The organism is Paracoccus lutimaris, from assembly GCF_003337565.1.
Taxonomy (GTDB): Bacteria; Pseudomonadota; Alphaproteobacteria; order Rhodobacterales; family Rhodobacteraceae; genus Paracoccus; species Paracoccus lutimaris.
Window position 1 is genome coordinate 1 of the sequence record NZ_QPJL01000016.1, and the last position, 25,512, is coordinate 25,512.

Consider the following 25,512-nt stretch of genomic DNA (forward strand, 5'->3'; position numbering starts at 1 on the left):
CGCCACCCGCTACGACAAGACCGCCGAAAGCTTCCTTGGCTTCATCGATATCACGTCGATCCGCCTCTGGCTCCGCCATTTGTCAACATGACCTAAGCGCTTCAAATCTGGCAAGCTTCTTACTCCTAGCTCTACTGGAGCCTCCCTTCAGCTTCGCATACCCGGCCAATCTGGTCTCGAGAAGGTCTCTATCGTCAATTGGCTCGGATGTAACCCGCAACCAAAGCAGCGCTTCTATCAGAAAGATTGCATAGGCAACCATAGCGGGTGAATAACCCAGAATAGCAAGCAGAATAATCGCCAAACAAGACACAAGGCAGGCCAACCTGCATGCCCAAACAAATGGACCAGCTTTCATTGTCCAGACAACCCTACCGCGACAACCCACCCGACACGCTGGGCACATCACCCGCCGCAAACCCATAATGGCGCAGCCAGCGAAGGTCGCTTTCAAAGAAGGCGCGCAGATCGGGGATGCCGTATTTCAGCATGGCGATCCGGTCGATGCCCATGCCAAAGGCAAAGCCCTGCCACTGGCTGGCATCGATCCCGCCCGCCGCCAGCACCTTGGGATGGACCATGCCCGAGCCCAGGATCTCCAGCCATGAATCGCCCTTGCCGATGGTCAGCTTTCCGCCCTCCCACGAGCAGCGGATATCGACCTCGGCTGAAGGCTCGGTGAAGGGGAAATGGCTGGCCCGGAAACGCAGCTCGACCTCATCGAGTTCAAAGAAGGCCCGGCAGAATTCCTCCAGCGTCCATTTCAGGTTCGCCATCGAGATGTCGCGGCCAAGCGCCAGCCCCTCGACCTGATGGAACATCGGCGTATGGGTCTGGTCCATGTCCATGCGATAGACGCGGCCCGGGCAGATCACCCGGATCGGCGCGCCGCTGGCCTGCATGGCGCGGATCTGCACCGGGCTGGTGTGGGTGCGCAGCACATGCGGCGGGCGCGGATCGTCCGAGGCGCGCGCCATGAAGAAGGTGTCGTGTTCCTGCCGGGCGGGATGCTCGGGCGGGATATTCAGCGCGTCGAAATTGAACCAGTCGCTTTCGATCTGCGGCCCCTCGGCCACCGAAAAGCCCATATCGGCAAAGATCGCGGTGACTTCCTCGGTCACCTGGCTGACCGGATGGATGCTGCCCATGGGGCGCGGGCGCCCGGGCAGGGTCACGTCCAGCCACTCATCCTTGAGGCGCGCGTCCAGCGCTGCATCCTCAAGCCCCTGCTTGCGGGCGCGCAGCGCGGTGTCGATCTCGTCGCGCAGGCGGTTCAGGGCGGCGCCGGTGGTCTGGCGCTCCTCGGGCGTCATGCGGCCCAGTTCCTTCATCATGCCGCTGATCTCGCCCTTCTTGCCAAGGGCGGCAAGGCGGACCTGCTCGAGCGCATCGGGATCGGCAGCGCCCGAAATGCGCGAGAGATAGGACTGGCGAAGGGTATCAAGATCGGACATGGCGGATTTCCTTGCGGTTCCGCCGCCGATTAGCACGCGCGGGGGCCGGGGAAAAGCCTAGCGGGCAAAGGTTTCGGCGACCAGCTCGACCGGCCGGCACAGGCGCACGCCGCCGGGACCGCAGACGATGGGACGCTCGACCAGAATCGGGTTTTCGACCATGGCGGCAAGGATGGTGTCGCCGTCCGCGCCGATCAGCCCGCGCGCCGCGGCATCGGTGCCCTTGACCCGCAGCGCCTGCGCCGGCGTCAGGTCGGCTGCGGCCAGCAGGCCCAGAAGCTGGGCGCGGGTCCAGCCCGTGGCCATGTAGTCGATGACCTGCGGATCGAACCCGGCCTCGCGGATCATCTGCAGCACCTTGCGAGAGGTGCTGCAGGTGGTTTTGTGATAGATGGTGATCACCGGATCACTTCCAGATGGTCTTGCTGACGCCCGGCGCGATTTCCGGATGCTCGGACAGATGGAAGGTGGGGTTCTTGCCCTCGCGCCGCTGGCGCAGATAGTCCTGCGTCACATAGGCGACCGTGCCCGACAGCGCCACGATGGCGATCAGGTTGATCGTCGCCATCAGCCCCATCGAGGCATCGGCAAAGTCAAAGACCGTCTGCACCTGCTGGATCGCACCCCAGATCACCATGCCCAGCACGCCCGCACGCAGCGCGATGACCGGCCCCTGGCTGCCATGGCCCAGGAAGATGATCGCGTTCTCGGCATAGGCGTAGTTGCCGATGATCGAGGTGAAGGCAAAGAAGAAGATGGCAATGGCCACGAAATACTGCCCGAAGACACCGAAATGCTCGGTCAGCGCGTTCTGGGTCAGCACCACGCCGGTATTTTCCGCCGAGGGGATCGCGCCCGACAGCAGGATCATGATGGCGGTGGCGGTGCAGACCAGGATCGTGTCGATGAAGACGCCAAGCGCCTGCACGAAGCCCTGGCTCGAGGGGTGGTGCGGATCAGGCACGGCGACGGCGGCGATGTTCGGGGCCGAGCCCATGCCGGCCTCGTTCGAGAACAGGCCGCGCTTGACCCCGTTCAGCATCGCAGCGGCCATGCCGCCGGCAACACCGCCCGCCGCCTCTTGCAGGCCGAAGGCCGAGCCGATGATATGGCCCAGAACGCCGGGCACTTCGGTGATATTGGTGACCAGCACCCAGATCGCCGCCAGCAGATAGGCACCGGCCATGAAGGGCACGACAAACTCCGCCACCCGCGCGATCTGCGGGATCCCACCAAAGATGATGACGGCGGTCAGAACGGCGGTGGCAATGCCGATCCACATCTTGTCGATGCCGGTGGCGCCCGCAGCGGCCTCGGCGATCGAGTTCGACTGCACGGCATTGAAGATCAGGCCAAAGGCGATGATCAGCGCTACGGCAAAGATCGACGCCAGCCAGCCCTGCCCCAGCCCCTTCTTGATGTAATAGGCGGGACCGCCGCGATACATGCCGCCCGGCCCGTGTTCCTTGTAAAGCTGCGCCAGCATCGATTCGGCATAGGCCGTGGCCATGCCGACCAGCGCCACCATCCACATCCAGAAGATCGCCCCCGGTCCGCCCAGCGTGATCGCCACCGCGACCCCGGCGATATTGCCGGTACCGACGCGGCTGGCCAGACTGACGGTCAGCGCCTGAAAGGGCGAGATGCCGTCCTTGTCCACCTCGCGCGAGCCGATGACACATCGGAACATCTCGCCGAAATGGCGGAACTGGATGAAGCCAAGACGGACGGTGAAATAGATCCCCACGGCCAGCAGACCGTAGATCAGAACATAGCCCCAGAAGATCGTATTCAGGAAATTGATGATGGCGATCATGACGCACACTCCGGTTACCCTGCGGCGGATAGTGTAACGGTTCCGTGAGTGACGCAAGCACTACCACGTTATCGCTAACGCAGCTTTCCGCCGGATTCAGGGGCTTGGCGGAGATCGGCCGCCGATGCCGGGGCTTGCGCCCTGCCCGCGCGTTCTGGACCTGTGTTCCGGCCATGAAAAAACCCGCGCTTGCGGCGCGGGTTTCGTCAGTCTCGATCTGTCGCCTGAAATCAGGCGGCGGCTTTCGCCTGCGCGACCACGGCGGCAAATGCCTCGGGCTCGTTGACGGCCAGATCGGCCAGAACCTTGCGGTCCACCTCGATCCCGGCTTTCGCCAGCGCGGCGATGAAGCGCGAATAGGTCATTTCCGCATCGACCAGACGGACGGCGGCGTTGATGCGCTGAATCCACAGCGCGCGGAAGTTGCGCTTGCGCGTCTTGCGGTCGCGGGTGGCGTACTGGTTCGCCTTGTCCACGGCCTGGGTGGCGGTGCGGAAGTTGCGCGAACGGTTGCCGTAATAGCCTTTTGCCGCGTCAAGAACCTTCTTGTGGCGGGCGTGGGTGACTTTACCCGATTTGACTCGTGCCATGTCCGGTTCTCCTTAGCGGTTATAGGGCATGTATTTCTTGACGATCTTCGCGTCCGACTCGGACAGGATCATGGTCCCGGTCACATCGCGGATGAATTTCGTCGAGCGCTTGATCATGCCGTGGCGCTTGCCAGCCGGGCCAGCTTTCACTTTGCCCGAGGCCGTCATCGAGAACCGCTTTTTCGCGGCCGATTTGGTCTTCATCTTCGGCATTTTACTCTCCTTGCGGTCAGAGTGAACGCGCGACTCGGCAATGCCATATCGGCCGGCCGCGCGGGTGGAAGCGTGCCCTATAGTCGGGCACGCGCGGATTGGCAAGCCTTATTGGCTGGGCGCGGCCGGGGCCGTGCCGCCCTCGGTCGCGGCGACCGCCTCGGCGGGCGGAGGGGCGCTGACGGTATCGGTGCCCAGGCTGATCTGGCCGTCGATCAGACGCTGCCCGGCACCGGTCAGCGTCTCGATGCCAAAGGGCTCTTGCGCAAGCGTCGCGCCGCCGAACATCAGCACGATGCCAAGGACCAGCGCGATCGCCGCCGCCCGTGGCGGCTGCGTGCGCAGGACCGAGGCAATGGCCATCAGCACCGACAGCGCGCATAGCGCCGCACCGACCAGCAGCAGGATATCGGACATGTAGGTTACCCTCCGGTTGACTTACGCGCCTTTATTCCGGGTCGGTGCGATAGATCAAGCGTTCGTCGCAGGGTGCGATGCGCAGGATGTTCGTGGTGCCCGGCACGTTGAAGGGTACGCCGGCCATCACGACAATCTGGTTGTTTTCATCGGCAAAGCCGAAATCGCGTGCAGCCTTGGCCGCATTGACCACCGCCTGCTTGAAGCGCTCAAGCTCGGGCGTCAGCACGCAATGCGCACCCCAGGTCAGGCACAGCCGGCGCAAGGTCGTCTCTTCGGCGGTCATGGCGATGATCGGCACGCGCGGACGCTCGCGCGCGACCAGGCTCACGGTGGTCCCCGACGAGGTAAAGGCGCAGATGGCCGAAATATCGGTCGTCTCGGCGATTTCGCGCGCGGCGGCGACGATGCCGTCGGCGACGGTCTGGCGGCGGGCGCTGCGCGAGCTTTCGATGATGTCGCGATAGGTCGGGTCGCTTTCGACCGATTGCGCGACATTATCCATCGTGGTCACCGCCTCGATCGGATAGGCGCCGGCGGCGCTTTCCGCCGAGAGCATGATCGCGTCGGTGCCCTCATAGATGGCGGTCGCGACGTCCGAGACCTCGGCCCGCGTCGGCATCGGGCTTTCGATCATCGATTCCAGCATCTGCGTGGCGACGATCACCGGCTTGGCGGCGGCGCGGCAGGCGCGGACCAGCCGCTTCTGGATCGGCGGCACGGAATGGACGGGCAGTTCCACGCCCAGATCGCCCCGCGCCACCATGATCCCGTCCGAGACCTTCAGGATTTCCGCGAAGGCCCGCACGGCGGCCGGCTTTTCGATCTTGGAGAGGATGGCGGCGCGACCCTTGGCCAGTTCGCGCGCCTCGATCACGTCCTCGGGGCGCTGGACAAAGGATAGCGCCAGCCAGTCCACGCCCATCTCGCAGGCGAATTCCAGGTCGTCCTTGTCCTTGGCCGACAGTGCGGCCAGCGGCAGCACCACGTCCGGCACATTCACGCCCTTGCGGTTCGAAATCGCGCCGCCCGCCGTCACCACGCAATCGGCGAAATCGGGGCCGCATTTTTCCACCCGCAGGCGGATCTTGCCGTCATTGACCAGAAGTTCGGCGCCGGATTCCAGCGCGGCGAAAATCTCGGGATGGGGCAGTTGCACGCGGTTCGCATCGCCCGGCGTGTCGTCCAGATCGAAACGGAAGGCCTGCCCGTCGGCCAGATCATGCGGGCCATTGGCAAAGGCGCCGACACGCAGCTTGGGGCCCTGCAGGTCGGCCAGCACCGCGATCGGGCGGCCCGATTCGGCCTCGACCCGGCGGATGATGTCATAGCGCGCGCGCTGTTCGTCATGAGTGCCGTGGCTCATGTTCAGGCGAAACACGTCCGCGCCCGCCTCGAACAAGGCGCGAATGGTCGCGAAATCGCTTGAGGCCGGTCCCAGCGTTGCCACGATCTTGACCTTGCGATGCCGTCTCATGCGTATCTCCCGTCGATGTTTGCGCTAGCACGCGTGTTATAGCCACATTCCCGACGTCGCGGCAACTGGCGCATGAACAAGCGTTTGCACTAAAGGTTGCCTCATGCAAGGCGAAGGTATCATGACGGCTGAGGCATATTCCATCATTGGCGCGGGGCGCCCGTCGCGCTGGCTGCTGACCTGCGATCACGCGACGAACCGGGTGCCGGATTGGGTCGGCGGCGGCGATCTGGGCATCGCACCCGAGGATATGGCCCGCCACATCGCCTATGATGTCGGCGCGGCGGGACTGACCCGCGCCTTGGCCCAGCGGCTTGATGCGCCGGCGATCCTGTCGGATTTCTCGCGGCTGGTCATCGACCCCAACCGCGGCGAGGACGACCCCACCCTGCTCATGCGCATCTATGACGGCACCGTCATTCCTACGAATCGCCATGCCGGCGCCCCTGAACGCGAGGCCCGGCTCGAGCAGCTTTACCGCCCCTATCACGCCGCCTATGCTGCATTGGCGGCAGCGCGGCCCGACCGCGCGATCTGCGCCATCCACAGCTTTACCCGCCAGTTGCGCGGCCGCCCGCGCCGGCCATGGGCGGTGGGCGTGCTTTATTCGCATCGCGATGAAAGGCTGGGTCCGGCGCTGATCCGCGAATGCCGCGAGGCGGGCTGGATCACCGGCGACAATGAACCCTATTCCGGGCATCTGCAGGGCGATTCCATCGACCGCCATGCCCTGGCCCATGGCCGCCCGAACGTGCTGATCGAGGTCCGCAACGACCTGATCGCGGACGCCGCCGGGCAAGAGCTTTGGGCGGACCGACTGGCGGGAATCCTGCGCGGCTTTCTGGATCGTCACGGGATCTGAAAACGCGATCTGGGAACGGGGGGCGGCGTCACCACCGCCCCCGCGCGATTGTCAGGCTTTCGCGCCGTCGCGGCTGTACATCCCGGCCAGCACCACCGCCAGCCAGACCAGCGCCAGCAGCCACCAGAAGCCGCCATAGATCAGCGCCATGCCGATAAAGGCGCCCTGCACGACGTAATAGGTCATCGGCACCAGCGTCTTGCGGATCAGGTCGCCCTCGCGGTCCACCAGCCCGACCGTGGCCGAGGCGGCGACGACGTTATGGACGCAGATCATGTTGCCGGCGGCACCCCCGATGGCCTGCAGCGCGACAACGATGGTCGCGCCCGCTAAGTCCAGCCCAATCCCCTGCGCCGTCGAGAACTGGAAGAGCGAGAACATCATGTTCGAGATCGTGTTCGACCCGGCGATGAAGGCCCCCAAGGCCCCGATCAGCGCCGAGAACATCGGCCATGCCGTGCCCACCAGCGCCGACATGCCGGCCGCCAGTGTCAGCGGCATGGATTGCACGCCCTCGGAGCCGGAATTGATGAAGACCTGTACCATCGGCACCGCCAAAAGCAGCGCCGGGGCGGCGGCGATCATCGTCTGCGCCGACAGCCCCCAGGCCCGCGCGTAATCCGGGGCCTTCATCCGATAGATGAAATAGGAAATCAGCGAGGCAAGGATCAGCACCGTGCCCGGCGAATAAAGCATCTGCACCTTGGAGGTGATGCCCGATCCGAACAGGTTCTCGAATGCGATGGTGGTCGAGGGGCCGGTCAGCCACGCCTTCAGCGGCCCGATCACCCGCGTCAGCACCAAAAGCCCGATGGTGATGACATAGGGGCTCCATGCCGTCATCAACGAGATATCGCTGCGCCCATGCGGATGGGCAACATCCTCGGCCTCATGGGCGATTTCCTCGTCCATCTTGCCCTTCCAGCTGGTATCCCAGTCGCGATGCGCAGGAAAGTCGAAGACGGTCTTGGGCAAAAACAGCCCGCGCCGCGCCGCCGGCACGACGATCAGCAGCCCCAGCATGCCCCCGACCAGCGAGGGGAACTCCGGCCCAAGGAACTTGGCCACCAGATAATAGGGCAGCGTAAAGGCCAGCCCGGCGAAGATCGCGAATTTCCAGGCGCCAAAGCCCTCGCGGAAGCTGCGCCGGGCGCCAAAGAACCGCGTCATCATCGCCACCATCAACAGCGGGATGACAAAGCCGATCGCCATATGCAGAAAGGCCACGCGCTCGGCGATGACGGGGATATATTCGGGCAGGGTCGCGGGCGCGATGGCGGCGTTGACGGTATCGCTGTTCGACAGCCCCGTCTGCACCCCCACCAGCATCGGCGTGCCGACGGCGCCAAAGGACACCGGCGTGGACTGGATGATCAGCGTGACCATGACCGCCGCCATGGCCGGGAAACCGATGGCAACCAAGAGGGGCGCGGCCACGGCGGCCGGCGTGCCAAAGCCCGAGGCCCCTTCAACCATGGCGCCGAAAAGCCAGGCGATGATGATGGCCTGCACCCGGCGGTCAGGCGAGATTTCGGTAAAGCCGCGCTTGATCGCCTGGATCGCGCCGGATTCCTGCACCGTATAAAGCAGCAGGATCGCACCAAAGACGATATAAAGCAGCGTGATCGCAGTGATGACGCCATTCGCGGTCGCCCCCGCCACCTTGGCCAGATCGGTCCCCCACAGCATCACCGCCAGGACGACCGTGGCCAGATAGGCGAAGAGCATCGCCACCTTGGCCGAAAGCTGCATCACGACCAGAAATATGAAAACCGCCGCGATCGGAACGAGCGCGGCGATAAACATCATAGATGACATGAACCATCCTCCCACAATGAATGACTGTCATCATGGCCTATATCGACGCAGGGGCAAGCGACGAGACACGAAACGTCCTGAAAGATCCGTTTTGGGAAAGATTCTTGCGGGATATTGCCGCTCCGCCCCCGGTCGCACAGATCGCCGCGAGATGGCGACAGAGGCGCAAGTCCTCGTCATGCTTGCAATAACGGACGATTCAGCCGTATAACAGCCGCAATGACCTGCGCTTTTCTTAATGCTTGATTGCTGCCCTCGATGATCGAGACCTGCCACGCATATCGTGGCGGAATGGTGTGTTGTACCCATATTTGGATGGTGACCAATGGCTTTGGAATCCCTGCGTGTCTACAGAATCACATCTGGTGACACGAGCTATCAGCACAGCGGAAATTTCGGGATCGAGATCGCCGGCACGATCACGATCGATGACTCGAATGGCACTGGCGACAATGCCCTGGGCGATTTCACCGATACCGGGGTGGCGGATGTTCCCGACCAGAACGTCACCGCATCGACCGTCACCGGGATCGTGGCCGGCAATGTGGTGGATTCCCGCTACATGTACACGTTCACCGGCAGCGACGGCTCAACCGGTACGGTGTATTTCCTGGCGACAAATAGCGGCACGAATTACGGCTCGCTGATCCTCTCGACCACTCCGCTTGACCCCAGCGTCACCTATACCTTCGGGGCCTTCAACCGGAACGGTTCCGTCAATTACAACGCCGTGGTGCGCTGCTTTGCCCGCGGCACGCGGATCGAGACCGAGACCGGCCCGGTCCGGATCGAGGATCTGTCTGTCGGCGATCGGGTGCTGACGCTGGATAACGGCTATCAGGCGATCAGGTGGATCGGCGCGACGAAACTGGGCATCGGGGCGCTGCTGGCCAAGCCGAAGCTGCGGCCGGTGGTGATCGAAAAGGGCGCGCTGGGTTGCGGCGCGCCGCGCGAGGAGCTGCGCGTCTCGCCGCAGCACCGGATGCTGGTCCGCTCGATCATCGCGCGGCGCATGTTCGACACCGACGAGGTGCTGGTCCCGGCCAACAAGCTCGTGGGTCTTGCCGGCATCCGCATCGACGACTCCTGCCGCGAGGTGGAATATTTCCATCTTCTGTTCGACAGCCACCAGATCATCCACGCCGAGGGCGCCCTTTCGGAAAGCCTGCTCATGGGATCCGAGGCGGTCAACGGCCTTGATCCTGAGGCGCTGGCCGAGCTTGTCGAGATTTTCGGCGACCTGACGCTTGCGGGGTTGCCGTCTGCCATTCCCGCCCGGCCGATCCCCGAAACCGGGAAATCCATCAAGGAGCTGGTGCGGCGGCACCAGCGCAACAGCAAGTCGCTGGTGGCCGAGCAGGTCTGAACGGGTCAGGCGCGGCAGGCCACCCGCCTGCCCGCCGGCCGGGCTCAGATCGTGCCGGCCTCGACCAGGAAATCCTGCGCCGTGCACATGGCCGCGTCATCCGAGGCGAGAAACACCGCCATCCGCGCGACATAGACCGGCTCGATCATGTCTTTCAGGCATTGGCGGTCGCGATGCGCCTCCAGCGCCTCGGGGGTCAGCCATAGCTGCTTTTGCCGCTCGGTCATGATCCAGCCGGGAACGACTGTATTGACGCGGATGCGGTGCGGCCCCAGATCGCGCGCCATGTTGCGGGTCAGCCCATGCACCGCCGATTTGCTGGTCGTATAGGCCGGAAAGCCGCCCTGCGGCATCATCCACGAGACTGAGCCCATATTGATGATCGACCCGGACCCCGCCGCGATCATGTCGGGCGCCACGGCCTGAATGGCAAAGAACATGTGGCGGATATTGGTCGCCGCGCGTTCGTCCCAATAGTCCACGGTCACGTCGCGCCAATCGTGGCGATCATCGCGGGCGGCATTGTTGACCAGCACCTGCGCCGGGCCGACACGGTCCCGCAGCCGGGCAAAAGCGGCTTGCAGGGCCGGGATGTCGCGCAGATCGCAGGGCTCGAAGGCGAGTTCGCCCGGCGTCTCGCGGGCCAGCGCCACGCCCGCGCCGGCATCCAGATCGACAAAGCCGACGCGGCAACCCTGAGCGGCGAATTCGCGCACCAGCTCGGCGCCGATGCCGGATGCGCCGCCGGTGATATAGACCGTGCGGCCCTTGAGACTCGGATAGATGCCGAATGCCATTCGTCCCTCCCCCTGCGCCGGACGCGATCCCAGCCGCCGCTGCCCAAGCAGTTTCAGGGCGAATTGCCGGCGGACGCAAGCCCGCCGTGATCCTTGCGCCCCTCAGCCGCGCAAAAGCGCCAAGAGCCGGGTATCGGCATAGCCATCCGCCGTGACCCCGCGCGTGCGCTGATAGGCCTTGATCGCCTCGGAGGTCTGGCTGCCGATCTTGCCATCCACGCCGCCGGTGTCAAAGCCGCGCGCGTTCAGCATGCGCTGGATCTCGGATTTCTCGGTGGTGGATAGCGGCCGGTCGCCGCGCGGCCAGCTGCCGCGGATGCCAGAACGCCCGGCAATCGCCTCACCCAGATAGGCCACCCCCAGCGCATAGCTGTCGGAGGCGTTGTATTTCAGGATGGCGCGGAAATTCTCGGTGATCAGGAAGGCCGGGCCGCGCGACCCCGCCGGCACCAGGATCGAGCCCGACGGCACCGCCATGCCATTGGCCGCACGCACCCCGAGCGCCGCCCATTGGCTGCCCGAGCGGGTGACCGATTTCCCGGTCTGGCCATAGTCGAAGCCCTGCGGCAGGATCACCTCGGTCCCCCAGACCTGGCCGGGGCGCCAGCCCATCTGGCGCAGATAGGATGCGGTCGAGGCCAACGCGTCGGTCGGATCGTTCGACCAGATGTCGCGCCGGCCGTCGCCGTTGAAATCGACGGCATGGTTCAGGAAGGACGATGGCATGAATTGCGTATGCCCCATCGCCCCGGCCCAGCTGCCGACCATATGGGCATTGTCCACGTCGCCCGCCTGCAGGATGCGCAGCGCCGCGACCAGCTCGCCGGCAAAGAATTCGCCGCGCCGGCCGTCATAGGCCAGCGTCGCCAGCGCCGGGACGATGGGCGTGTTGCCGCGCCCGGCACCGTAATTCGATTCCATCCCCCAGACGGCCAGCACGATTTCGCGCGGGACGCCGTAGCGGGATTCGATGGCGGACAGCGTGCCGGCATGACGCGCGGCCATCTCGCGCCCGGTCGAGATGCGGGCTCCGCCCACGGCCCCGTCCAGATATTCCCAGATCTGCTTGGAAAACTCGCTTTGGCGGCGGTCCAGCGCCACAAGGCTGGGCTGGAAATGCGCGCCCGCCATGGCACTGTCGAAGGTGACGGGCGAAACCCCGGCGGCCAGCGCGCGCGGGCGGAAGGCCATGACCCAGTTGCGGAAACCCGCCTCGCTGCCTTGGCCATTCGCGGTGGGCAGGCCGCTGAAATTGCCGCCGATCACCGCGCCGGGCGTCTGGCTGAGCGAAACGCCGCAGCCGCTGAGCGAGCCGATCAGCAGCGCCGCAAGGGCGATCCGGGTAAAGCGTCTGGTCATGTCGGGCCTGTCCGTCTTGTTGTCTGCTCTGGGTTTTCCGGCAGTCTAGCCCAGCCCGCGCGGGCTGGATAGGGGCGGATCAAGCCTCGTCCTCATCCCCGAAAAGCGGCTCCATCTGGGCGACGATGACGGCATTTTCGGCCAGCGCGCGATCCATCAGGGCGCGCTCTTCGTCGGGGATCTCATGGCCCTCGGCCAGCCGCTCGTCGATGCTGCCATGGCCCGTGACCTCGATCGGCGCCAGCCCCGCCTGCTTGAGGATGGCAACCGTCTCGCGCACCGCCTCCTCCTCATCCTTGCCCGAGGCGTAGCAGACCAGCGCCGCGCCGGTCGCATCCTCGGGCAAACCGTCATCCTTCGCGCGTCCGACCTCGACCAGAAGCGTATAGACCTGTTGGGCCATGTCATGTCCTTTGTGGCGATCTGCCGCCATATCGCCCGAAACCGGCCCGGCTGACAATGCGCCCTCGTCCGGGACCGGGTCGCTAAGAATGGCGGCCTTGCGGCAGAGGCGCCGGATCGCTCGGCGGCTGTAAGGAAGCTGCAAGCCTCATCCGCGACACAGCATCCATCGCACCGCAAAAAAGGGAGAGTTTCATGCGCGCGTATCATCTGGTTCCGCTGCTCGCCACGCTGCTGGCCGGGCCCGTCCTTGCCTCTGAACGCTGCGAGGCGCCGCAGGATCAATGGCGTCCGGTCGATGAGCTGAAGACCCAGCTTGAGGGCAAGGGCTGGACCATCAGCAACGTCAAGACCGAGGATGGCTGCTACGAGGTCTATGGCAAGGACGAAACCGGCAAGAAGGTCGAGATCTTCTTCGATCCGGTCAGTTTCGAGGCGGTCGGCTCGGATGACTGAACGGGTTCTGGTCTGGGATCGTTTCGTGCGGCTGTTCCACTGGTCCCAGCTGGTGCTGATCGCGGGCTGCTGGGCGACCTCGGATTCAGGCAAGACCCTGCACGAGACGATGGGCTACGCCATTGGCGCGCTGATCGCGATGCGGCTGGTCTGGGGGTTCATCGGCCCCCGCCATGCCCGCTTTGCCGATTTCGTGCGCGGGCCGGGCGCCGTCCTGTCCTATCTGCGCGACCTGCTTGCCGGGCGTGAGCGGCGCTATCTTGGCCACAACCCCGCCGGCGGCGCGATGATCGTCGCGCTGCTGGCGATGGTCGCCGGCACGGTGGTGACGGGCTGGCTGCAGACCACGGATGCGTTCTGGGGCTCATCGGCGATGGAGCAGATCCACGAGGCTTTCGCGGTGATGATCCTTGTCCTTGCCGGCCTCCATGTTGGCGGGGTCATCCTGGAAAGCTGGCGCCACCACGAAAATCTGGTCGCCGCCATGCTGACCGGCCGCAAGCGCCTGCGGACCGGACGCAGGGATTAGCCCGGCATGTACACAGCCCTGCCGCGGTGCCCCGGCGGCGCAGAGGCGGGGCGCACGCCTCGGTCAGGCGACCGGGACGGCAATGCGGGTCAGAACTGCAGCGAGACGCAGGCGCGGCCTTCGCCGATCTCGAAATTCAGGCCGATTCCCTCTTTGCCGGCGATCTTCTGGACGATGCCAAGGCCCAGCCCGGTCCCCGGGGAACGGGCGGATTTCTCGAACATGTGGTGGTGAAAGACCGCATCCGGCGCCACCCGGTTCGAGACCGTCAGCACCGGACCCGGACGCAGCCGGACCCGGATATCGCCGGTGCCATGGTCGCGCGCGTTGCGCAGCAAGTTTCCCAGGATCAGCGCCAGCGCCTCGGGCCGGATCGGCACCTCGGCGGTCTCGACATCGCCATCGTCAAAGATCGCCGCGATGCCGGTATCGGCAATCACCATCCGCGTCACCCGGACCAGGTCACAATGCGCCTCGCCGCTGCCGACGGCTTCGGCCCGCGACAGTTGCAGCAGCCGATCAACCAGCAGCGACAGGCGGCGCAGTGCCTCGACCATGCGCGCGGCACTGCCCGGTTCGGCCATGCCCGCCGCCATCAGCTGCGCCTGCGCCGAGGCCGCCGCGATCGGCGTGCGCAGCTCATGCGCGGCATGGGTGGCGAATTGGCGCTCGGCTTCGACATGGTCGCGGATCCGGTCCAGATACAGGTTCATCGACTGCGATATCGGCGCCAGCTCGCGCGGCAGATTTCCCGCCGCGACCGGCGACAGATCGCCGGGCTTGCGCGATTGCAGCCGCTCGGCAAAGCGCGTCGCCGGACGCAGCGCCGAGGTGACGGCGCGGCCGACCACCACCACCATGACCAGCGAGACGGGCAGCATCATCACCAGCAGCCAGCCGACGCTTTCCAGCAATTCCTCGTGCCGCCATTCATTGCTTTGCCCGACCTCGACGCTGATGCCGCTTGCCGGATCGGACACCCGAAAGACCCGCCAGCCCGCAACATCCTGCCCGCCATTCTCGGTCAGGGCCGGCCAGTCGGCGCCGATGATCTCGACGCCGTCGTCAAGGATGCGCATGGCGGGCGCGTCCGTCCGCGCCGGCAGATCGATCGCCCCCGCCCGCTGATACAGCGCCAGCGAGAACCGCGCCGAGGCGCGCAAGCTGTCATCCATCAGCTCGCCCATCTCGTGATCCAGCACCAGAAGCGAGGGCACGAGACCCAGAAGCCCGCCCGCGCCGATCCCCAGAACGACGCGCCGCAGCAACCGCCTGCGCAGCGACCAGCCCGTGCTCATGGGATCAGGTATCCAAGGCCGCGCCGGGTCTCGATCACGCCGCTGCCCAGCTTGGTGCGCAGCCGCGAGACATAGACCTCGACCGCGTTGCCCTCGATGGCGTCATCGAAGGTGTAAAGGCGTTCCTCCAGAACCGGCTTGGACAGAACCCGGCCGCGCGCGGAAAAAAGCGCCTCGAACACCGCCCATTCGCGCGAGGTCAGGCGGATCTCGGTCTCGTCGCGAAACAGCCGCGCGCCGATGCGGTCGATGCGCAGATCGCCCAGAAACGCCTCGACCGCCGGATCGCCGGTGGCGCGGCGGCGATGGGCGCGCAGCCGCGCCTCGATCTCGCCAAGGTCATAGGGCTTGACCACATAATCATCCGCCCCCGCATCCAGCCCGGCGATGCGGTCCTCGATCTGGTCGCGGGCGGTGGCGATCAGCACCGGCACCCGGTTGCCGCGCCGTCTTTCGCGGCGCAAAAGCTCCAGCCCCGAGCCATCGGGAAGCGCCAGATCCAAAAGCACCGCGTCGAATTCCGCCACCGCCAGCGCCGCCTCGGCATCGGCCAGATCGACGGCATGATCGACGGCATGCCCCTGCCCCTGCAGGAAGCGTTGCAGGGCGTCCGCGATATCCGCCTCGTCCTCGACCAGAAGCACGCGCATATGGTCCCCTTCCCTTGCCCGTGGCCAAGTCATGGCCCCGCCGACACGGCAATTCAATCGTCATCGCATCGGCCCGTACCGGCGCGGCTGGCTTTCGACGCGATCCGCAAGGGCAAGGATCTGACGGTCGGCGCTGCCCTGCCCGCCAGTGCGGGCAGGCCGGGCGGCATGGCATCTGGCCGCGTCTTGCGGTTCTATGCCGGCACAGTTCGCCACGAATCAGCCGGATCGGGAACAATCATGAGCAAGAGCTTGCGCCGCGTGCAATCGGCACTTGAGGCCACCGGTCTGACAATCGATATCCGCGAAACCGATGACAGCGCCCGCACCGCCGAGGGCGCGGCGGCGGCGGTCGGCTGTGCGGTCGACCAGATCGCGAAATCGATCATCTTTCGCGGCGAGGCCTCGGGCCATGTGGTGCTGTTCCTGACCGCGGGCGGCAATCGCGTCGATCCGGTCAAGGCAACGGCGGTGGCCGGTCAGACGCTGGGCAAGGCCGATGCCGACCTGATCCGGGCCGAGACCGGCTTTGCCATCGGCGGCGTGGCCCCGGTCGGGCATCTGCGCAAGATCGAGGCCTATCTGGACCCGCGCCTGCTGGAATTCGACACGGTCTGGGCGGCGGCCGGCACGCCCCGCCATGTCTTTGCCATCGCGCCCGGGGACCTCTTGCGGGTGACGGGCGCCACGCAGGCGGATTTCACCGCGTGAAAGACGGCCCCCGGACATGAAAAAGGGCGGGAAACCCCGCCCTGATATCCGGCCTTCGACTGCGACCCGATCAGGTCACGGCCCGGTAAAGCCAGATCAGCACCACCGCGCCGAACAGGCCGGCGACGCCCTGCGCCACCCAGCTTCCCGCCTGCGCGTTCAGCCCCACAAGACCCAGAAGCGCGTTGCCGATGACCGCGCCGACAATGCCAAGGATCACATTCAGGATGATCCCCGTATCCGCCTTCATGATGCTGCTGGCGATCCAGCCCGCCAGACCGCCGACGATGATCGCCGCAAGCCAACCCAAACCCTGCATCTCAAAACTCCGCCTGTCAGGACTTTTCCGCAGGATGAACGCGAAAACCCGGCGCGCGGTTCACGCCGGGCTTGCGAATTTTCAGACCTGCGAAAACCGGGTCCCGGATCAGTCGCGCAACAACTCGTTGATCGAAGTCTTGGACCGCGTCTGCGCATCCACCCGCTTGACGATCACCGCGCAGTAAAGGTTGATGCCGTTCTTTGACGGCATCGAGCCGGCAACCACGACCGAGCCGGCCGGCACTTCGCCATAGCTCACATTGCCGGTCTCGCGGTCCACGATCTTGGTGGATTTGCCGATGAAGACGCCCATGCCAAGGACGGAACCCTCGCGGACGATGCAGCCCTCGACCACCTCGGAGCGGGCGCCGATGAAGCAATTGTCCTCGATGATGGTGGGGCCGGCCTGCATCGGTTCCAGCACGCCGCCGATGCCGACGCCGCCCGACAGGTGCACGTTCTTGCCGATCTGGGCGCAAGAGCCGACCGTGGCCCAGGTATCAACCATCGTGCCCTCATCGACATAGGCGCCAAGGTTCACGAAGCTGGGCATCAGCACCACGCCCTTGGCGATATAGGCCGACTTGCGCACGATGCAGTTCGGCACCGCCCGGAAACCGGCATCGCGCCAGCGGTTCTCGCCCCAGCCGGCGAACTTGCTGTCCACCTTGTCCCACCAGCCGCCATTCTGCGGCCCGCCGGGCTGCATCTCCATGTCCTTCAGCCGGAACCCCAGCAGCACGGCTTTCTTGGCCCATTGGTTCACATGCCAGTCGGCGCCCTGCTTTTCGGCAACGCGCAGCGCGCCCTTGTCCAGCGCCTCCAGCGTGGCCTCGACGGCCTCGCGGGCCTCGCCTTTGGTGGCGGGGGTGATCTGGTCGCGGATCTCCCAGGCGGCTTCGATGGCGGCTTCAAGGGCGGCGTTCGACATGGGCTTGGCCTCTCTGAGGTGGAAAATGTTGCCCAAGGGCTATAAGCCGGGGGGCACGGTCGCGCAATGCGCGGCGATCCTTCAGAGGCCCGGATGACACAAGACGACGAGCGCAGCCACCCTTTCCGCGACAGCCAGCAGGACGCGGCCGCCGCCCGCACCCTGCCCGACACGCCGCAGACGCGGGCGCCGGCCTATCGGCTGGCCTTTACCGACACCGAGTTCCTGCTGCGCGAGGAATTGCGCGCCGTGCGCCTGCAGCTTGAACTGCTCAAGCCGCAGATGATCATGGATGCGCGCGGCATCCGCTCGACCGTGGTGATGTTCGGCGGCGCCCGCATCCCGTCCCCGGCCGAGAAGGCCAGCGCCCGCACGCCCATGCTGGCCGAGCTGTCGCGCTATTACGACGAGGCGCGGCGCTTTGCCCGGCTGATGACCGAACGCAGCATGGACAGCTATGGTGCGGAAAACGTCATCTGCACCGGCGGCGGGCCGGGCGTGATGGAGGCGGGCAATCTGGGCGCGCATGAGGCTGGCGGCGCCTCGATCGGGCTGTCGATCGTGCTGCCGCATGAACAGGCGCCGAACGAATATGTGACGCCGGACCTGTGCTTCAACTTCCACTATTTCGCCATCCGCAAGATGCATTTCCTGATGCGCGCCAGGGCGGTGACGGTGTTCCCGGGCGGCTTTGGCACCATGGATGAGATGTTCGAGACCCTGACCCTGATCCAGACCGGACGGATGAAGCGGGTGCCCTTCATCCTGTTCGGGCCGGAATTCTGGAACAAGGTCATCGACTGGCAGGCGCTGGCCGATGCCGGCACGATCAGCCCCGAGGATCTGGAGCTGATCAGCTTTGTCGAAACCGCCGACGAGGCCGTCGCGATCATCGACAATTGGGAGGTGCCCTGCCCCTAGGGGCGGGCGCTTGTTTCAGCCGCTATTTCGGCCACCAAGCGACGAAATCGCTGGCGCCCACACCCAGTTGCGCGCCGCGTGCCCGGCGTGGCGAACTGAGCTCGATCGCGGTCTGGCCGGTCTGCATGGCGCCCTGACGATAGATCGCATAGGCGATTTCCGGGCGCAGGTCGGGTTCGGGCATGTCCTCGACCGCGCGGATCACGATGGTGCCGCGCTGCAGGGCGCGCTGGAACGAAACATCGTCGCGATAGATCGATTGCAGAAAGCGGATGACCTTGGCGCGAAACACCGCCCGGTCCTGCGGCGAATCGGCGTCGATGGCCGATTGCCGGGCCTGCCGCATGCGCTGGCGCAGCGCGGCGACGGACTGGGCGTCATGCGTGCGGTCGATATCGTCGCGGCCACGCTGAAACGTGTCGGCCGCGGCATCGGCCTCGTCCACAGGCGGAATGTCCAACTGGGCGCTCGCGCTGATCTGCGCGGTCGCCTCGACAGCACGGGTCGGCTGAACCGGAACCGGACTGCCGCGGGTTTGAACCTGATTCGTAATTGGCAACATCCTGCACCCCGAATGCTTATGATTTGATACCGCCCATCATAGCGAAAAATCGGTAAATCTCACGGGGCAAGTGTCCGGAAATTATCTAAAAACTTAATAGTACAAATAGCTTGCCATTATTCGCGGTGATAGGGGCTGCCGGCAAGGATGGTGGTAGCGCGATAGATCTGCTCGGCCAGCATGACGCGCACCAGCATATGCGGCCAGACCATGCGGCCCAGGCTGATCGCCAGATCGGCGCGGTCGCGCAAGGACGGGTCGATGCCATCGGCGCCACCGATGACAAAGGCCACGTCGCGGGCCTGATCGCGCCAGCCGGCGATCTTCTGGGCAAATTCGGGGGAAGTCAGCATCTGGCCGCGCTCGTCCAGCACCACCAGCGCGGCGCCGTCAGGAATGGCACGCGCCAGCAGGGGGGCCTCGGCGCTCATGCCGCCGCCGCGTCTGTCCTCGACTTCGGTCAGGGTGACCGGCGGCAGGCCAAGGGCGCGACCGGCCTTGGCGTGGCGGTCCAGATAGTCGTCGATCAGCTTGGCCTCGGGGCCCTGCCGCAGCCGCCCGACTGCGGCAATGACCATGCGCATGACCTAGTTCTGGGTCTTGCGGGTCTCTTCGGCCGCGTGTTCCGCGCGCAGCCGGTCCAGCGTGGCCGAACGCAGCGCATCCGCGGGCATCCACATCTTTTCCAGCTGATAGAACTCGCGGACCTCGGGGCGGAAGACATGGACGATCACGTCATCCGTGTCGATCAGCACCCAGTCGCCGGTGTCCTTGCCCTCGACGCGGGCCGATTGTCCGGTCTGCGCCTTCAGACGCTCGACCAGTTTTTCGGCGATCGCGGCCACCTGACGCGCATTGCGGCCCGAGGCGATGACCATGTGATCCGCCATGGCCGAACGGCCGCGCAAATCGATGGTCACGACATCTTCGGCCTTGTCGTCGTCAAGGGAGGCAAGAATGCGGTCCAGAATCTGATCACTGGTCAGTTCGGACCCGGCGGGGGTCGCGGCCGGCGTTGAGGCCGACGAAGCGGTATTGGACAGGGGTTCATCCTCCGGTCAGCGCGCCGATCGCCCCCGGCGCAGGGGATGTCCTAAAGATAGCAGTTTTTCGGCCCATCTCAATGACCGCCAGCGGATTCGGGCTCATCGCGGGAAACGGGCGGCGCCCCCGGGACCGCGCCCGCGTTCAGAAGCCGCAGCTCGCGCTGCGGGAAGGGGATGGAAATGCCGTGCTCCTTGAACGCGTCCCAGAGCGCCAGGAACACCTGCCCGCGCACATTGGTCAGCCCGCCGGTCGCATCGCCGATCCAGAAACGCAGCACATAATCGACCGAACTGTCGCCGAAACCGGTGATCCAGCAGACCGGCCGGCGGCTGGAAATCACCCGCCCCACCCCCAGCGCGGCCTTGATCGCGATCTCGCTGACCTTGTGGGGATCGTCGGCATATGAGGCGCCGAATTTCAGGTCCAACCGCACGTAATTGTTGGTATGGGACCAGTTGACGACCTGGCCGGTGACCAGATCCTCGTTTGGAATCAGATACTCACGCCCATCGCGGGTGACGACGCTGACATAGCGCGCGCCCAGTTCCTCGATCCAGCCGAAGGTGTCGCCAAGGCTGATCACATCCCCCGGCTTGATCGAGCGGTCCAGCAGGATGATGATCCCCGACACCAGATTCGAGACCACTTTCTGCAGACCAAAACCCAGCCCGACACCGACCGCGCCCGAAAATACCGCAAGCCCGGTCAGGTCGAACCCCGCCGCCTTCAGCCCGATGATCAGCGCCATGCTGAACAGCACCACCTGCAACAGCTTGGCGGTCAGCACCCGCATCGTGGGCGAGATGTCTTCGTTGCGCGCCAGCCGCGCCGAGATGATCTGCGACAAGAGCCGCGCCCCCGCGATCAACAGCCCGGTCACCACCAGCGCCTTGATCACCGTCAGCGCCGACAGCCGGAAATCGCCAAAGCTGATCGCCGCCCGGTCCAGCACCTTGCTGACCGATTCGGTCAGGTCCATCAGGTGCAGCGTCACCCAGATCCAGGCCGCCCAGCTGACGATCCGGCGCAGGAAGCGGTTGGCGATCACCCGCGCCAGGAAAAAGATCATCACCCAGGCAGTGGCGATGGTCGCCGCCAGCGCGATGACCTGGCTGCGCGAAGGCCAGGTGATCTCGCGCATGACCAGCACCACGGCCCAGGACAGGATGGCAAAGACGATCAGCATCAGCCGCCGCTCGACCTGAAGACCCAGCCGCAGCCGCCATTTCGCCCAGTTCTCGCGGTTGCGCAGCCAGTTCGTCAGCATCGGCGACAGCACCCGCGCCAGCGCCCATGACACGGCGATCAGCCCGGCAATGGCGATCAGCTGATTGCGCCGCGAGGGCAGCCACAGCAGCTTGAAAAAGGTCGCCACGCTGCCCCAAAGGCCCTGCGCGGCGTCGATCATGTCGGGATTCAACTGCTCCATGCCGCCCCTTTCGCTTTGGCCATTTGAACCCCGCCCGGCTGTCCTGACAAGCACCAGTCATATTGCCTCAAGGGTTAAAGCCGCGTAAAAGGCGCCTCATGCGAGGATTCGTCTATTTCGACATCCATGACCGCGCCCGCCTGCCGGGCCGGTTCTACGGCGAAAGCCTGTCCGTCACGGCTCGACTTTGACGGCGCGGGCGCCTGCGCGCGCCCTGCCCGCCCCGATGCGGCCATCCGGGCGGTCGACAGATCCCCTTTCCAGCTACTCTTTACGAAAGAGAAAGCCATGACCGGCAAGACCAACGCGGGCGCGCCCCGCACCCTTTACGACAAGATCTTCGACGCGCATGTGGTGGACCGTCAGGAAGACGGCACCTGCCTGCTCTATATCGACCGGCATCTGGTCCACGAAGTGACCAGCCCACAGGCCTTCGAGGGGCTGCGCATGACCGGCCGCAAGGTCCGCCGCCCCGACCAGACCATCGCCGTGCCGGACCATAACGTGCCCACCACTGCCGACCGCGTGAACGGCATCGAGAACCCCGAGGGCCGCATCCAGGTCGCCGAGCTCGACAAGAACGCCCGCGAATTCGGTCTGAACTATTACCCGATGAGCGATATCCGTCAGGGCATCGTCCATATCGTCGGCCCCGAACAGGGCTGGACCCTGCCCGGCATGACCGTGGTCTGCGGCGACAGCCACACCGCGACCCATGGCGCCTTCGGCGCGCTCGCGCATGGCATCGGCACCTCCGAGGTCGAGCATGTTCTGGCCACGCAGACGCTGATCCAGAAGAAATCCAAGAACATGAAGGTGGAGATCACCGGCAAGCTGCGCCCGGGCGTCACCGCCAAGGACATCACGCTGTCGGTGATCGGCGCGACCGGCACCGCTGGCGGCACCGGCTATGTCATCGAATATTGCGGCGAGGCGATCCGCGACCTGTCCATGGAAGGCCGCATGACCGTCTGCAACATGGCCATCGAAGGCGGCGCCCGCGCCGGCCTGATCGCGCCCGATGAAAAGACCTTCGAATATGTCAAAGGCCGCCCGCACGCGCCGAAAGGTGCCGCATGGGAAGCCGCGCTGATGTGGTGGAAGACGCTCTTCTCGGACGAGGGCGCACATTGGGACAAGGTCATCACCATCAAGGGCGAGGACATTGCCCCGGTCGTGACCTGGGGCACCTCGCCCGAGGACGTGCTGCCGATCACCGACCGCGTGCCCGCACCCGAGGACTTCACCGGCGGCAAGGTCGAGGCCGCGCGCCGCAGCCTTGACTATATGGGTCTGACCCCCGGCATGGCGCTGAGCGACATCAAGATCGACGCGGTCTTCATCGGGTCCTGCACCAATGGCCGGATCGAGGACCTGCGCGCCGCCGCCGGCATCCTCAAGGGCAACAAGCTGGCGCCGGGCGTGCGCGGCATGGTCGTGCCCGGCTCGGGCCTCGTGCGCCTGCAGGCCGAGGAAGAGGGTCTGGACAAGATCTTTACCGATGCCGGCTTCGAATGGCGCCTTGCAGGCTGCTCGATGTGTCTGGGCATGAACCCCGATCAGCTTGCGCCGGGCGAGCGCTGCGCCGCCACCTCGAACCGCAACTTCGAGGGCCGCATGGGCTATAAAGGCCGCACGCATCTGATGTCGCCGGTCATGGCAGCGGCGGCGGCGATCAAGGGCCACCTGACCGACGTGCGCGAAATCCTGGTGGAAACCGTCTGATCCGGCGCGGGCGGGGGCCTCAGCGTCCCCGCCTGAGCAGGATCAGGGCATTGACCGCAATCAGCAGCAGCCCGGAATTCTCGAACCAGAAGTTGTAGCTTATGTCCGCGAAATCCATGCTGATGAGCCTGTCGACATGACCGAACCCCACCGCGCGCACCAGAACAAAGCCGCACAATATGGCCAGCCCCAACAGGGCAAGGCCATTGCCGCGCATCTGGCCGCGCAGGGATTTCGTCGCCCAGACCCAGGTCAGCACCACGCCCAGCACCAGCCCGGCGATAAAGGCGACCTGCACGATCTGGCGGCTGTCATACCAGCCCTGCGCGCGCGCCATGCAGCGGCCGGTGGCCGTCAGCGCGGTCTGCAGGTCCAACTGCTTGTTGACGGCCAGAGCGGCCATCAGCAGGGCGATCACCCACCACAGCCCGCGCGCGGCCCGCGCCGGGCGGCGGCGCAACACCATGACCGCCAGCACAAGGCAAACCACGTAAGAGATCACCGTCAGCCAGCCGGTGATCTCGGGATCGCCGATGGTCGGCGTCCAGTCGCGCGCGATACAGGCGCGCAAGGCCGCAAGATCGGGGAAGCCCAGAACCATTCACACCACCCGCATCCGTCATCCGGCGCAGATCGCCGGTCGATACCGGGTTAACGGGCGCCCGCGCCCCAAGTCAATTCCACGAGGACCAAGCATATGGACAAGTTCACCACCCTGACCGGCATCGCGGCGCCCATGCCGCTGGTCAATATCGACACCGACATGATCATCCCCAAGCAGTTCCTGAAGACGATCCACCGCTCGGGTCTGGGCAAGAACCTGTTCGACGAGATGCGCTATAACTCGGACGGCTCGGAGGTTGCGGATTTCATCCTGAACCAGCCCGCCTATCGCGCCTCGCAGATCATCGTCGCCGGCGACAATTTCGGCTGCGGCTCGTCGCGCGAACATGCCCCCTGGGCGCTGCTGGATTACGGCATCCGCTGTGTGATCTCGACGAGCTTTGCCGACATCTTCTACAATAACTGCTTCAAGAACGGCATCCTGCCCATCGTCATGCCCCAAGAGGTCGTGGACGTGCTGATGGAGGACGCCCGCAAGGGCGCCAATGCCCGCATGACGGTTGACCTGGAAAACCTGACCGTCACCACCTCGGACGGCCAGAGCTTTGCCTTCGAGTTGGACCCCTTCCGCCGCCATTGCCTGCTGAACGGGCTGGACGATATCGGCCTGACGATGGAGAAATCCGCCGCCATCGACACGTTCGAGACGCAGATGGCCCAGAGCCGGCCTTGGGTCTAAGGGCGCTTGCCGGGGCGGCGCTGCTGGCCGCCCTTGGCCTGAATGCACAGGCAGATCCGCTGCGGATCGCCACCTATGGCCCCGACCTGTCGCGCGACGGGCCGGGGCTTTTGTTGCGCGACCTGACCCGCACCGGCAAAAAGGCCGATCCCCAGATCGCCGCCGTGGTGCAGGTCATCGCCGAGAACCGGCCCGATATCCTGCTGCTGACGGATTTCGATTGGGACCATGACGGTCGCGCGCTGACGGCCTTTGCCGATCTGCTGGCCAAGGCGGGGCTGGATTACCCGCATCGCTTTGCTGCCCGGCCCAATGCCGGCATGGCCACCGATCTGGATATCGACGGCGATGGCCGGACCCGCGGCGCGGCGGATGCGCAGGGTTTCGGCGAGTTTACCGGACAGGGCGGCATGGCGATCCTGTCGCGCCATCCCATCGGCCCGGTCATCGACCATAGCGGTTTTCTATGGCGCGACCTGCCCGGCCAGATCATGCCCAAGCTGCCGCCCGAGGTGACAGCGGCGCTGCGCCTGTCCTCCTCGGCGCATTGGGACGCGACCATCACCATTGCCGGCAAACCCCTGCATCTGCTGGCCATGGCCGCGACGCCCCCGGTCTTTGACGGCCCCGAGGATATGAATGGCCGGCGCAATCATGACGAGCTGGCCTTCTGGCTGCATCACCTGCCCGACGCGCCCTTCGTGTTGGCGGGCATGCTGAATGTCGATCCCGCCGACGGCGATGGCCGCGCTGATGCGCTGGCCCGCATCATGGCCCATGTCACCGATCCCGAACCACGCAGCGCGGGCGGCGCGGCGGCAAAGGGCGGCGTCAATGACGGGCAAAAGGGCGATCCGGCGCTGGATACCGGCGACTGGCCCGACGACAAGCCGCCGGGCAACCTGCGCGCCGATTACGTCCTGCCGAAAAAGGGGCTGAAGATTCTGGACGCGGGCGTCCTGTGGCCCGAGGCCGGACCCTTGGCCGAGGCCGCACAGACGGCCTCGGCACATCGTCTGGTCTGGGTCGATCTGGACTGGCCCTGAAAGGGGCCAGCC

Annotated in this window: 29 protein-coding genes and 1 pseudogene; 10 read left to right on the forward strand and 20 right to left on the reverse strand. The window is 65.4% G+C overall.

Annotated elements, in window-relative coordinates; translation table 11 throughout:
* Positions 1 to 91, forward strand: a pseudogene (locus DFP89_RS13865) (IS5/IS1182 family transposase); the annotation flags it as partial.
* Between the two features lie 280 nt (positions 92 to 371).
* On the opposite strand, the gene pheS reads toward DFP89_RS13865, so the two are convergent.
* The 7 genes from pheS to pyk all read right to left on the reverse strand — a co-directional run bounded on the left by pheS (position 372) and on the right by pyk (position 5,967).
* Positions 372 to 1,454, reverse strand: coding sequence for a phenylalanine--tRNA ligase subunit alpha (gene pheS / locus DFP89_RS13870; RefSeq protein ID WP_114349993.1), 1,083 nt, complete (start codon positions 1,452 to 1,454; stop codon positions 372 to 374).
* A 57-nt stretch (positions 1,455 to 1,511) separates the two neighbouring features.
* Positions 1,512 to 1,856, reverse strand: a complete 345-nt coding sequence (locus tag DFP89_RS13875; RefSeq protein ID WP_114349994.1) for an arsenate reductase family protein — start codon at positions 1,854 to 1,856, stop codon at positions 1,512 to 1,514.
* 4 nt (positions 1,857 to 1,860) lie between these two features.
* Positions 1,861 to 3,270 (reverse strand): alanine/glycine:cation symporter family protein, encoded by a 1,410-nt coding sequence (locus tag DFP89_RS13880; RefSeq protein WP_114349995.1) that lies wholly within the window; start codon positions 3,268 to 3,270, stop codon positions 1,861 to 1,863.
* 230 nt (positions 3,271 to 3,500) lie between these two features.
* On the reverse strand, positions 3,501 to 3,860 hold the full coding sequence (rplT, locus tag DFP89_RS13885; RefSeq protein WP_114349996.1) for a 50S ribosomal protein L20: 360 nt from the start codon (positions 3,858 to 3,860) through the stop codon (positions 3,501 to 3,503).
* Between the two features lie 12 nt (positions 3,861 to 3,872).
* Entirely contained in the window at positions 3,873 to 4,073 is a 201-nt protein-coding gene (gene rpmI / locus DFP89_RS13890) for a 50S ribosomal protein L35 (protein WP_114349997.1), read from the reverse strand.
* Between the two features lie 108 nt (positions 4,074 to 4,181).
* A complete protein-coding gene (locus DFP89_RS13895) occupies positions 4,182 to 4,490 on the reverse strand; it encodes a hypothetical protein (RefSeq protein ID WP_114349998.1) in 309 nt (102 codons plus the stop codon).
* Positions 4,491 to 4,521: 31 nt separating this feature from the next.
* A complete protein-coding gene (pyk, locus tag DFP89_RS13900; RefSeq protein ID WP_114349999.1) occupies positions 4,522 to 5,967 on the reverse strand; it encodes a pyruvate kinase in 1,446 nt (481 codons plus the stop codon).
* Positions 5,968 to 6,088: 121 nt separating this feature from the next.
* Here pyk and DFP89_RS13905 point away from each other — a divergent pair, with 121 nt between their 5' ends.
* Positions 6,089 to 6,829 (forward strand): N-formylglutamate amidohydrolase, encoded by a 741-nt coding sequence (locus DFP89_RS13905; protein ID WP_114350061.1) that lies wholly within the window; start codon positions 6,089 to 6,091, stop codon positions 6,827 to 6,829.
* A gap of 51 nt (positions 6,830 to 6,880) precedes the next feature.
* Here the strand turns inward: DFP89_RS13905 and DFP89_RS13910 are convergent, their stop codons facing one another.
* Positions 6,881 to 8,647 (reverse strand): L-lactate permease, encoded by a 1,767-nt coding sequence (locus tag DFP89_RS13910; RefSeq protein ID WP_114350000.1) that lies wholly within the window; start codon positions 8,645 to 8,647, stop codon positions 6,881 to 6,883.
* Between the two features lie 325 nt (positions 8,648 to 8,972).
* Here DFP89_RS13910 and DFP89_RS13915 point away from each other — a divergent pair, with 325 nt between their 5' ends.
* Positions 8,973 to 10,013, forward strand: coding sequence for a Hint domain-containing protein (locus tag DFP89_RS13915; protein ID WP_114350001.1), 1,041 nt, complete (start codon positions 8,973 to 8,975; stop codon positions 10,011 to 10,013).
* A 44-nt stretch (positions 10,014 to 10,057) separates the two neighbouring features.
* On the opposite strand, the gene DFP89_RS13920 is transcribed toward DFP89_RS13915, so the two are convergent.
* The 3 genes from DFP89_RS13920 to DFP89_RS13930 all read right to left on the reverse strand — a co-directional run bounded on the left by DFP89_RS13920 (position 10,058) and on the right by DFP89_RS13930 (position 12,572).
* The gene (locus tag DFP89_RS13920) at positions 10,058 to 10,810 is read right to left on the reverse strand and encodes an SDR family NAD(P)-dependent oxidoreductase (protein ID WP_114350002.1); all 753 of its coding nucleotides are present in this window, start codon (positions 10,808 to 10,810) and stop codon (positions 10,058 to 10,060) included.
* Between the two features lie 102 nt (positions 10,811 to 10,912).
* Positions 10,913 to 12,169 carry a lytic murein transglycosylase gene (locus tag DFP89_RS13925; RefSeq protein WP_114350003.1) on the reverse strand — a complete coding sequence of 419 codons (1,257 nt, stop codon included), beginning with the start codon at positions 12,167 to 12,169 and terminating at the stop codon, positions 10,913 to 10,915.
* 79 nt (positions 12,170 to 12,248) lie between these two features.
* Positions 12,249 to 12,572 carry a hypothetical protein gene (locus DFP89_RS13930; RefSeq protein ID WP_114350004.1) on the reverse strand — a complete coding sequence of 108 codons (324 nt, stop codon included), beginning with the start codon at positions 12,570 to 12,572 and terminating at the stop codon, positions 12,249 to 12,251.
* A gap of 194 nt (positions 12,573 to 12,766) precedes the next feature.
* Between DFP89_RS13930 and DFP89_RS13935 the strand changes: the two genes are divergently transcribed.
* A complete protein-coding gene (locus DFP89_RS13935) occupies positions 12,767 to 13,027 on the forward strand; it encodes a PepSY domain-containing protein (protein ID WP_114350005.1) in 261 nt (86 codons plus the stop codon).
* Positions 13,020 to 13,556, forward strand: coding sequence for a cytochrome b/b6 domain-containing protein (locus DFP89_RS13940; RefSeq protein ID WP_114350006.1), 537 nt, complete (start codon positions 13,020 to 13,022; stop codon positions 13,554 to 13,556). Before DFP89_RS13935 ends, DFP89_RS13940 begins: the two co-directional genes overlap by 8 nt.
* Before the next feature lie 89 nt (positions 13,557 to 13,645).
* Here the strand turns inward: DFP89_RS13940 and DFP89_RS13945 are convergent, their stop codons facing one another.
* Together DFP89_RS13945 and DFP89_RS13950 are read right to left on the reverse strand one after the other, a co-directional pair.
* Positions 13,646 to 14,854 carry a sensor histidine kinase gene (locus DFP89_RS13945; RefSeq protein ID WP_114350007.1) on the reverse strand — a complete coding sequence of 403 codons (1,209 nt, stop codon included), beginning with the start codon at positions 14,852 to 14,854 and terminating at the stop codon, positions 13,646 to 13,648.
* The gene (locus DFP89_RS13950; RefSeq protein ID WP_114350008.1) at positions 14,851 to 15,504 is read right to left on the reverse strand and encodes a response regulator transcription factor; all 654 of its coding nucleotides are present in this window, start codon (positions 15,502 to 15,504) and stop codon (positions 14,851 to 14,853) included. The genes DFP89_RS13945 and DFP89_RS13950 overlap by 4 nt, the downstream gene beginning before the upstream one ends.
* A 240-nt stretch (positions 15,505 to 15,744) precedes the next feature.
* Between DFP89_RS13950 and DFP89_RS13955 the strand changes: the two genes are divergently transcribed.
* On the forward strand, positions 15,745 to 16,215 hold the full coding sequence (locus DFP89_RS13955; RefSeq protein WP_114350009.1) for a YbaK/EbsC family protein: 471 nt from the start codon (positions 15,745 to 15,747) through the stop codon (positions 16,213 to 16,215).
* A 70-nt stretch (positions 16,216 to 16,285) separates the two neighbouring features.
* Here DFP89_RS13955 and DFP89_RS13960 read toward each other — a convergent pair whose 3' ends face one another.
* Together DFP89_RS13960 and dapD are read right to left on the reverse strand one after the other, a co-directional pair.
* Positions 16,286 to 16,534 (reverse strand): GlsB/YeaQ/YmgE family stress response membrane protein, encoded by a 249-nt coding sequence (locus tag DFP89_RS13960; RefSeq protein ID WP_114350010.1) that lies wholly within the window; start codon positions 16,532 to 16,534, stop codon positions 16,286 to 16,288.
* Positions 16,535 to 16,642: 108 nt separating this feature from the next.
* The gene (gene dapD / locus DFP89_RS13965) at positions 16,643 to 17,467 is read right to left on the reverse strand and encodes a 2,3,4,5-tetrahydropyridine-2,6-dicarboxylate N-succinyltransferase (RefSeq protein ID WP_114350011.1); all 825 of its coding nucleotides are present in this window, start codon (positions 17,465 to 17,467) and stop codon (positions 16,643 to 16,645) included.
* A gap of 93 nt (positions 17,468 to 17,560) precedes the next feature.
* On the opposite strand from dapD, the gene DFP89_RS13970 reads away from it, so the two are divergent.
* Positions 17,561 to 18,388: an LOG family protein gene (locus tag DFP89_RS13970; RefSeq protein WP_114350062.1), complete on the forward strand. Its 828-nt coding sequence runs from the start codon at positions 17,561 to 17,563 to the stop codon at positions 18,386 to 18,388.
* A gap of 22 nt (positions 18,389 to 18,410) precedes the next feature.
* Here the strand turns inward: DFP89_RS13970 and DFP89_RS13975 are convergent, their stop codons facing one another.
* The 4 genes from DFP89_RS13975 to DFP89_RS13990 all read right to left on the reverse strand — a co-directional run bounded on the left by DFP89_RS13975 (position 18,411) and on the right by DFP89_RS13990 (position 21,426).
* Positions 18,411 to 18,848, reverse strand: coding sequence for a hypothetical protein (locus DFP89_RS13975; RefSeq protein WP_147273315.1), 438 nt, complete (start codon positions 18,846 to 18,848; stop codon positions 18,411 to 18,413).
* Positions 18,849 to 19,066: 218 nt separating this feature from the next.
* A complete protein-coding gene (gene rlmH / locus DFP89_RS13980; protein ID WP_114350013.1) occupies positions 19,067 to 19,534 on the reverse strand; it encodes a 23S rRNA (pseudouridine(1915)-N(3))-methyltransferase RlmH in 468 nt (155 codons plus the stop codon).
* A gap of 3 nt (positions 19,535 to 19,537) precedes the next feature.
* Positions 19,538 to 19,993, reverse strand: coding sequence for a ribosome silencing factor (rsfS, locus tag DFP89_RS13985; protein WP_114350014.1), 456 nt, complete (start codon positions 19,991 to 19,993; stop codon positions 19,538 to 19,540).
* A gap of 77 nt (positions 19,994 to 20,070) precedes the next feature.
* Positions 20,071 to 21,426 carry a mechanosensitive ion channel family protein gene (locus DFP89_RS13990; RefSeq protein WP_114350015.1) on the reverse strand — a complete coding sequence of 452 codons (1,356 nt, stop codon included), beginning with the start codon at positions 21,424 to 21,426 and terminating at the stop codon, positions 20,071 to 20,073.
* A gap of 288 nt (positions 21,427 to 21,714) precedes the next feature.
* On the opposite strand from DFP89_RS13990, the gene leuC reads away from it, so the two are divergent.
* On the forward strand, positions 21,715 to 23,151 hold the full coding sequence (gene leuC, locus DFP89_RS14000; protein ID WP_114350016.1) for a 3-isopropylmalate dehydratase large subunit: 1,437 nt from the start codon (positions 21,715 to 21,717) through the stop codon (positions 23,149 to 23,151).
* A gap of 19 nt (positions 23,152 to 23,170) precedes the next feature.
* Here leuC and DFP89_RS14005 read toward each other — a convergent pair whose 3' ends face one another.
* On the reverse strand, positions 23,171 to 23,752 hold the full coding sequence (locus DFP89_RS14005; protein WP_114350017.1) for a hypothetical protein: 582 nt from the start codon (positions 23,750 to 23,752) through the stop codon (positions 23,171 to 23,173).
* A gap of 96 nt (positions 23,753 to 23,848) precedes the next feature.
* Here DFP89_RS14005 and leuD point away from each other — a divergent pair, with 96 nt between their 5' ends.
* Positions 23,849 to 24,454 (forward strand): 3-isopropylmalate dehydratase small subunit, encoded by a 606-nt coding sequence (gene leuD, locus DFP89_RS14010; RefSeq protein ID WP_114350018.1) that lies wholly within the window; start codon positions 23,849 to 23,851, stop codon positions 24,452 to 24,454.
* Complete coding sequence (locus tag DFP89_RS14015) at positions 24,445 to 25,500, forward strand: endonuclease/exonuclease/phosphatase family protein (protein WP_114350019.1); 1,056 nt, start codon at positions 24,445 to 24,447, stop codon at positions 25,498 to 25,500. The genes leuD and DFP89_RS14015 overlap by 10 nt, the downstream gene beginning before the upstream one ends.
* Positions 25,501 to 25,512 lie beyond the last annotated feature (12 nt).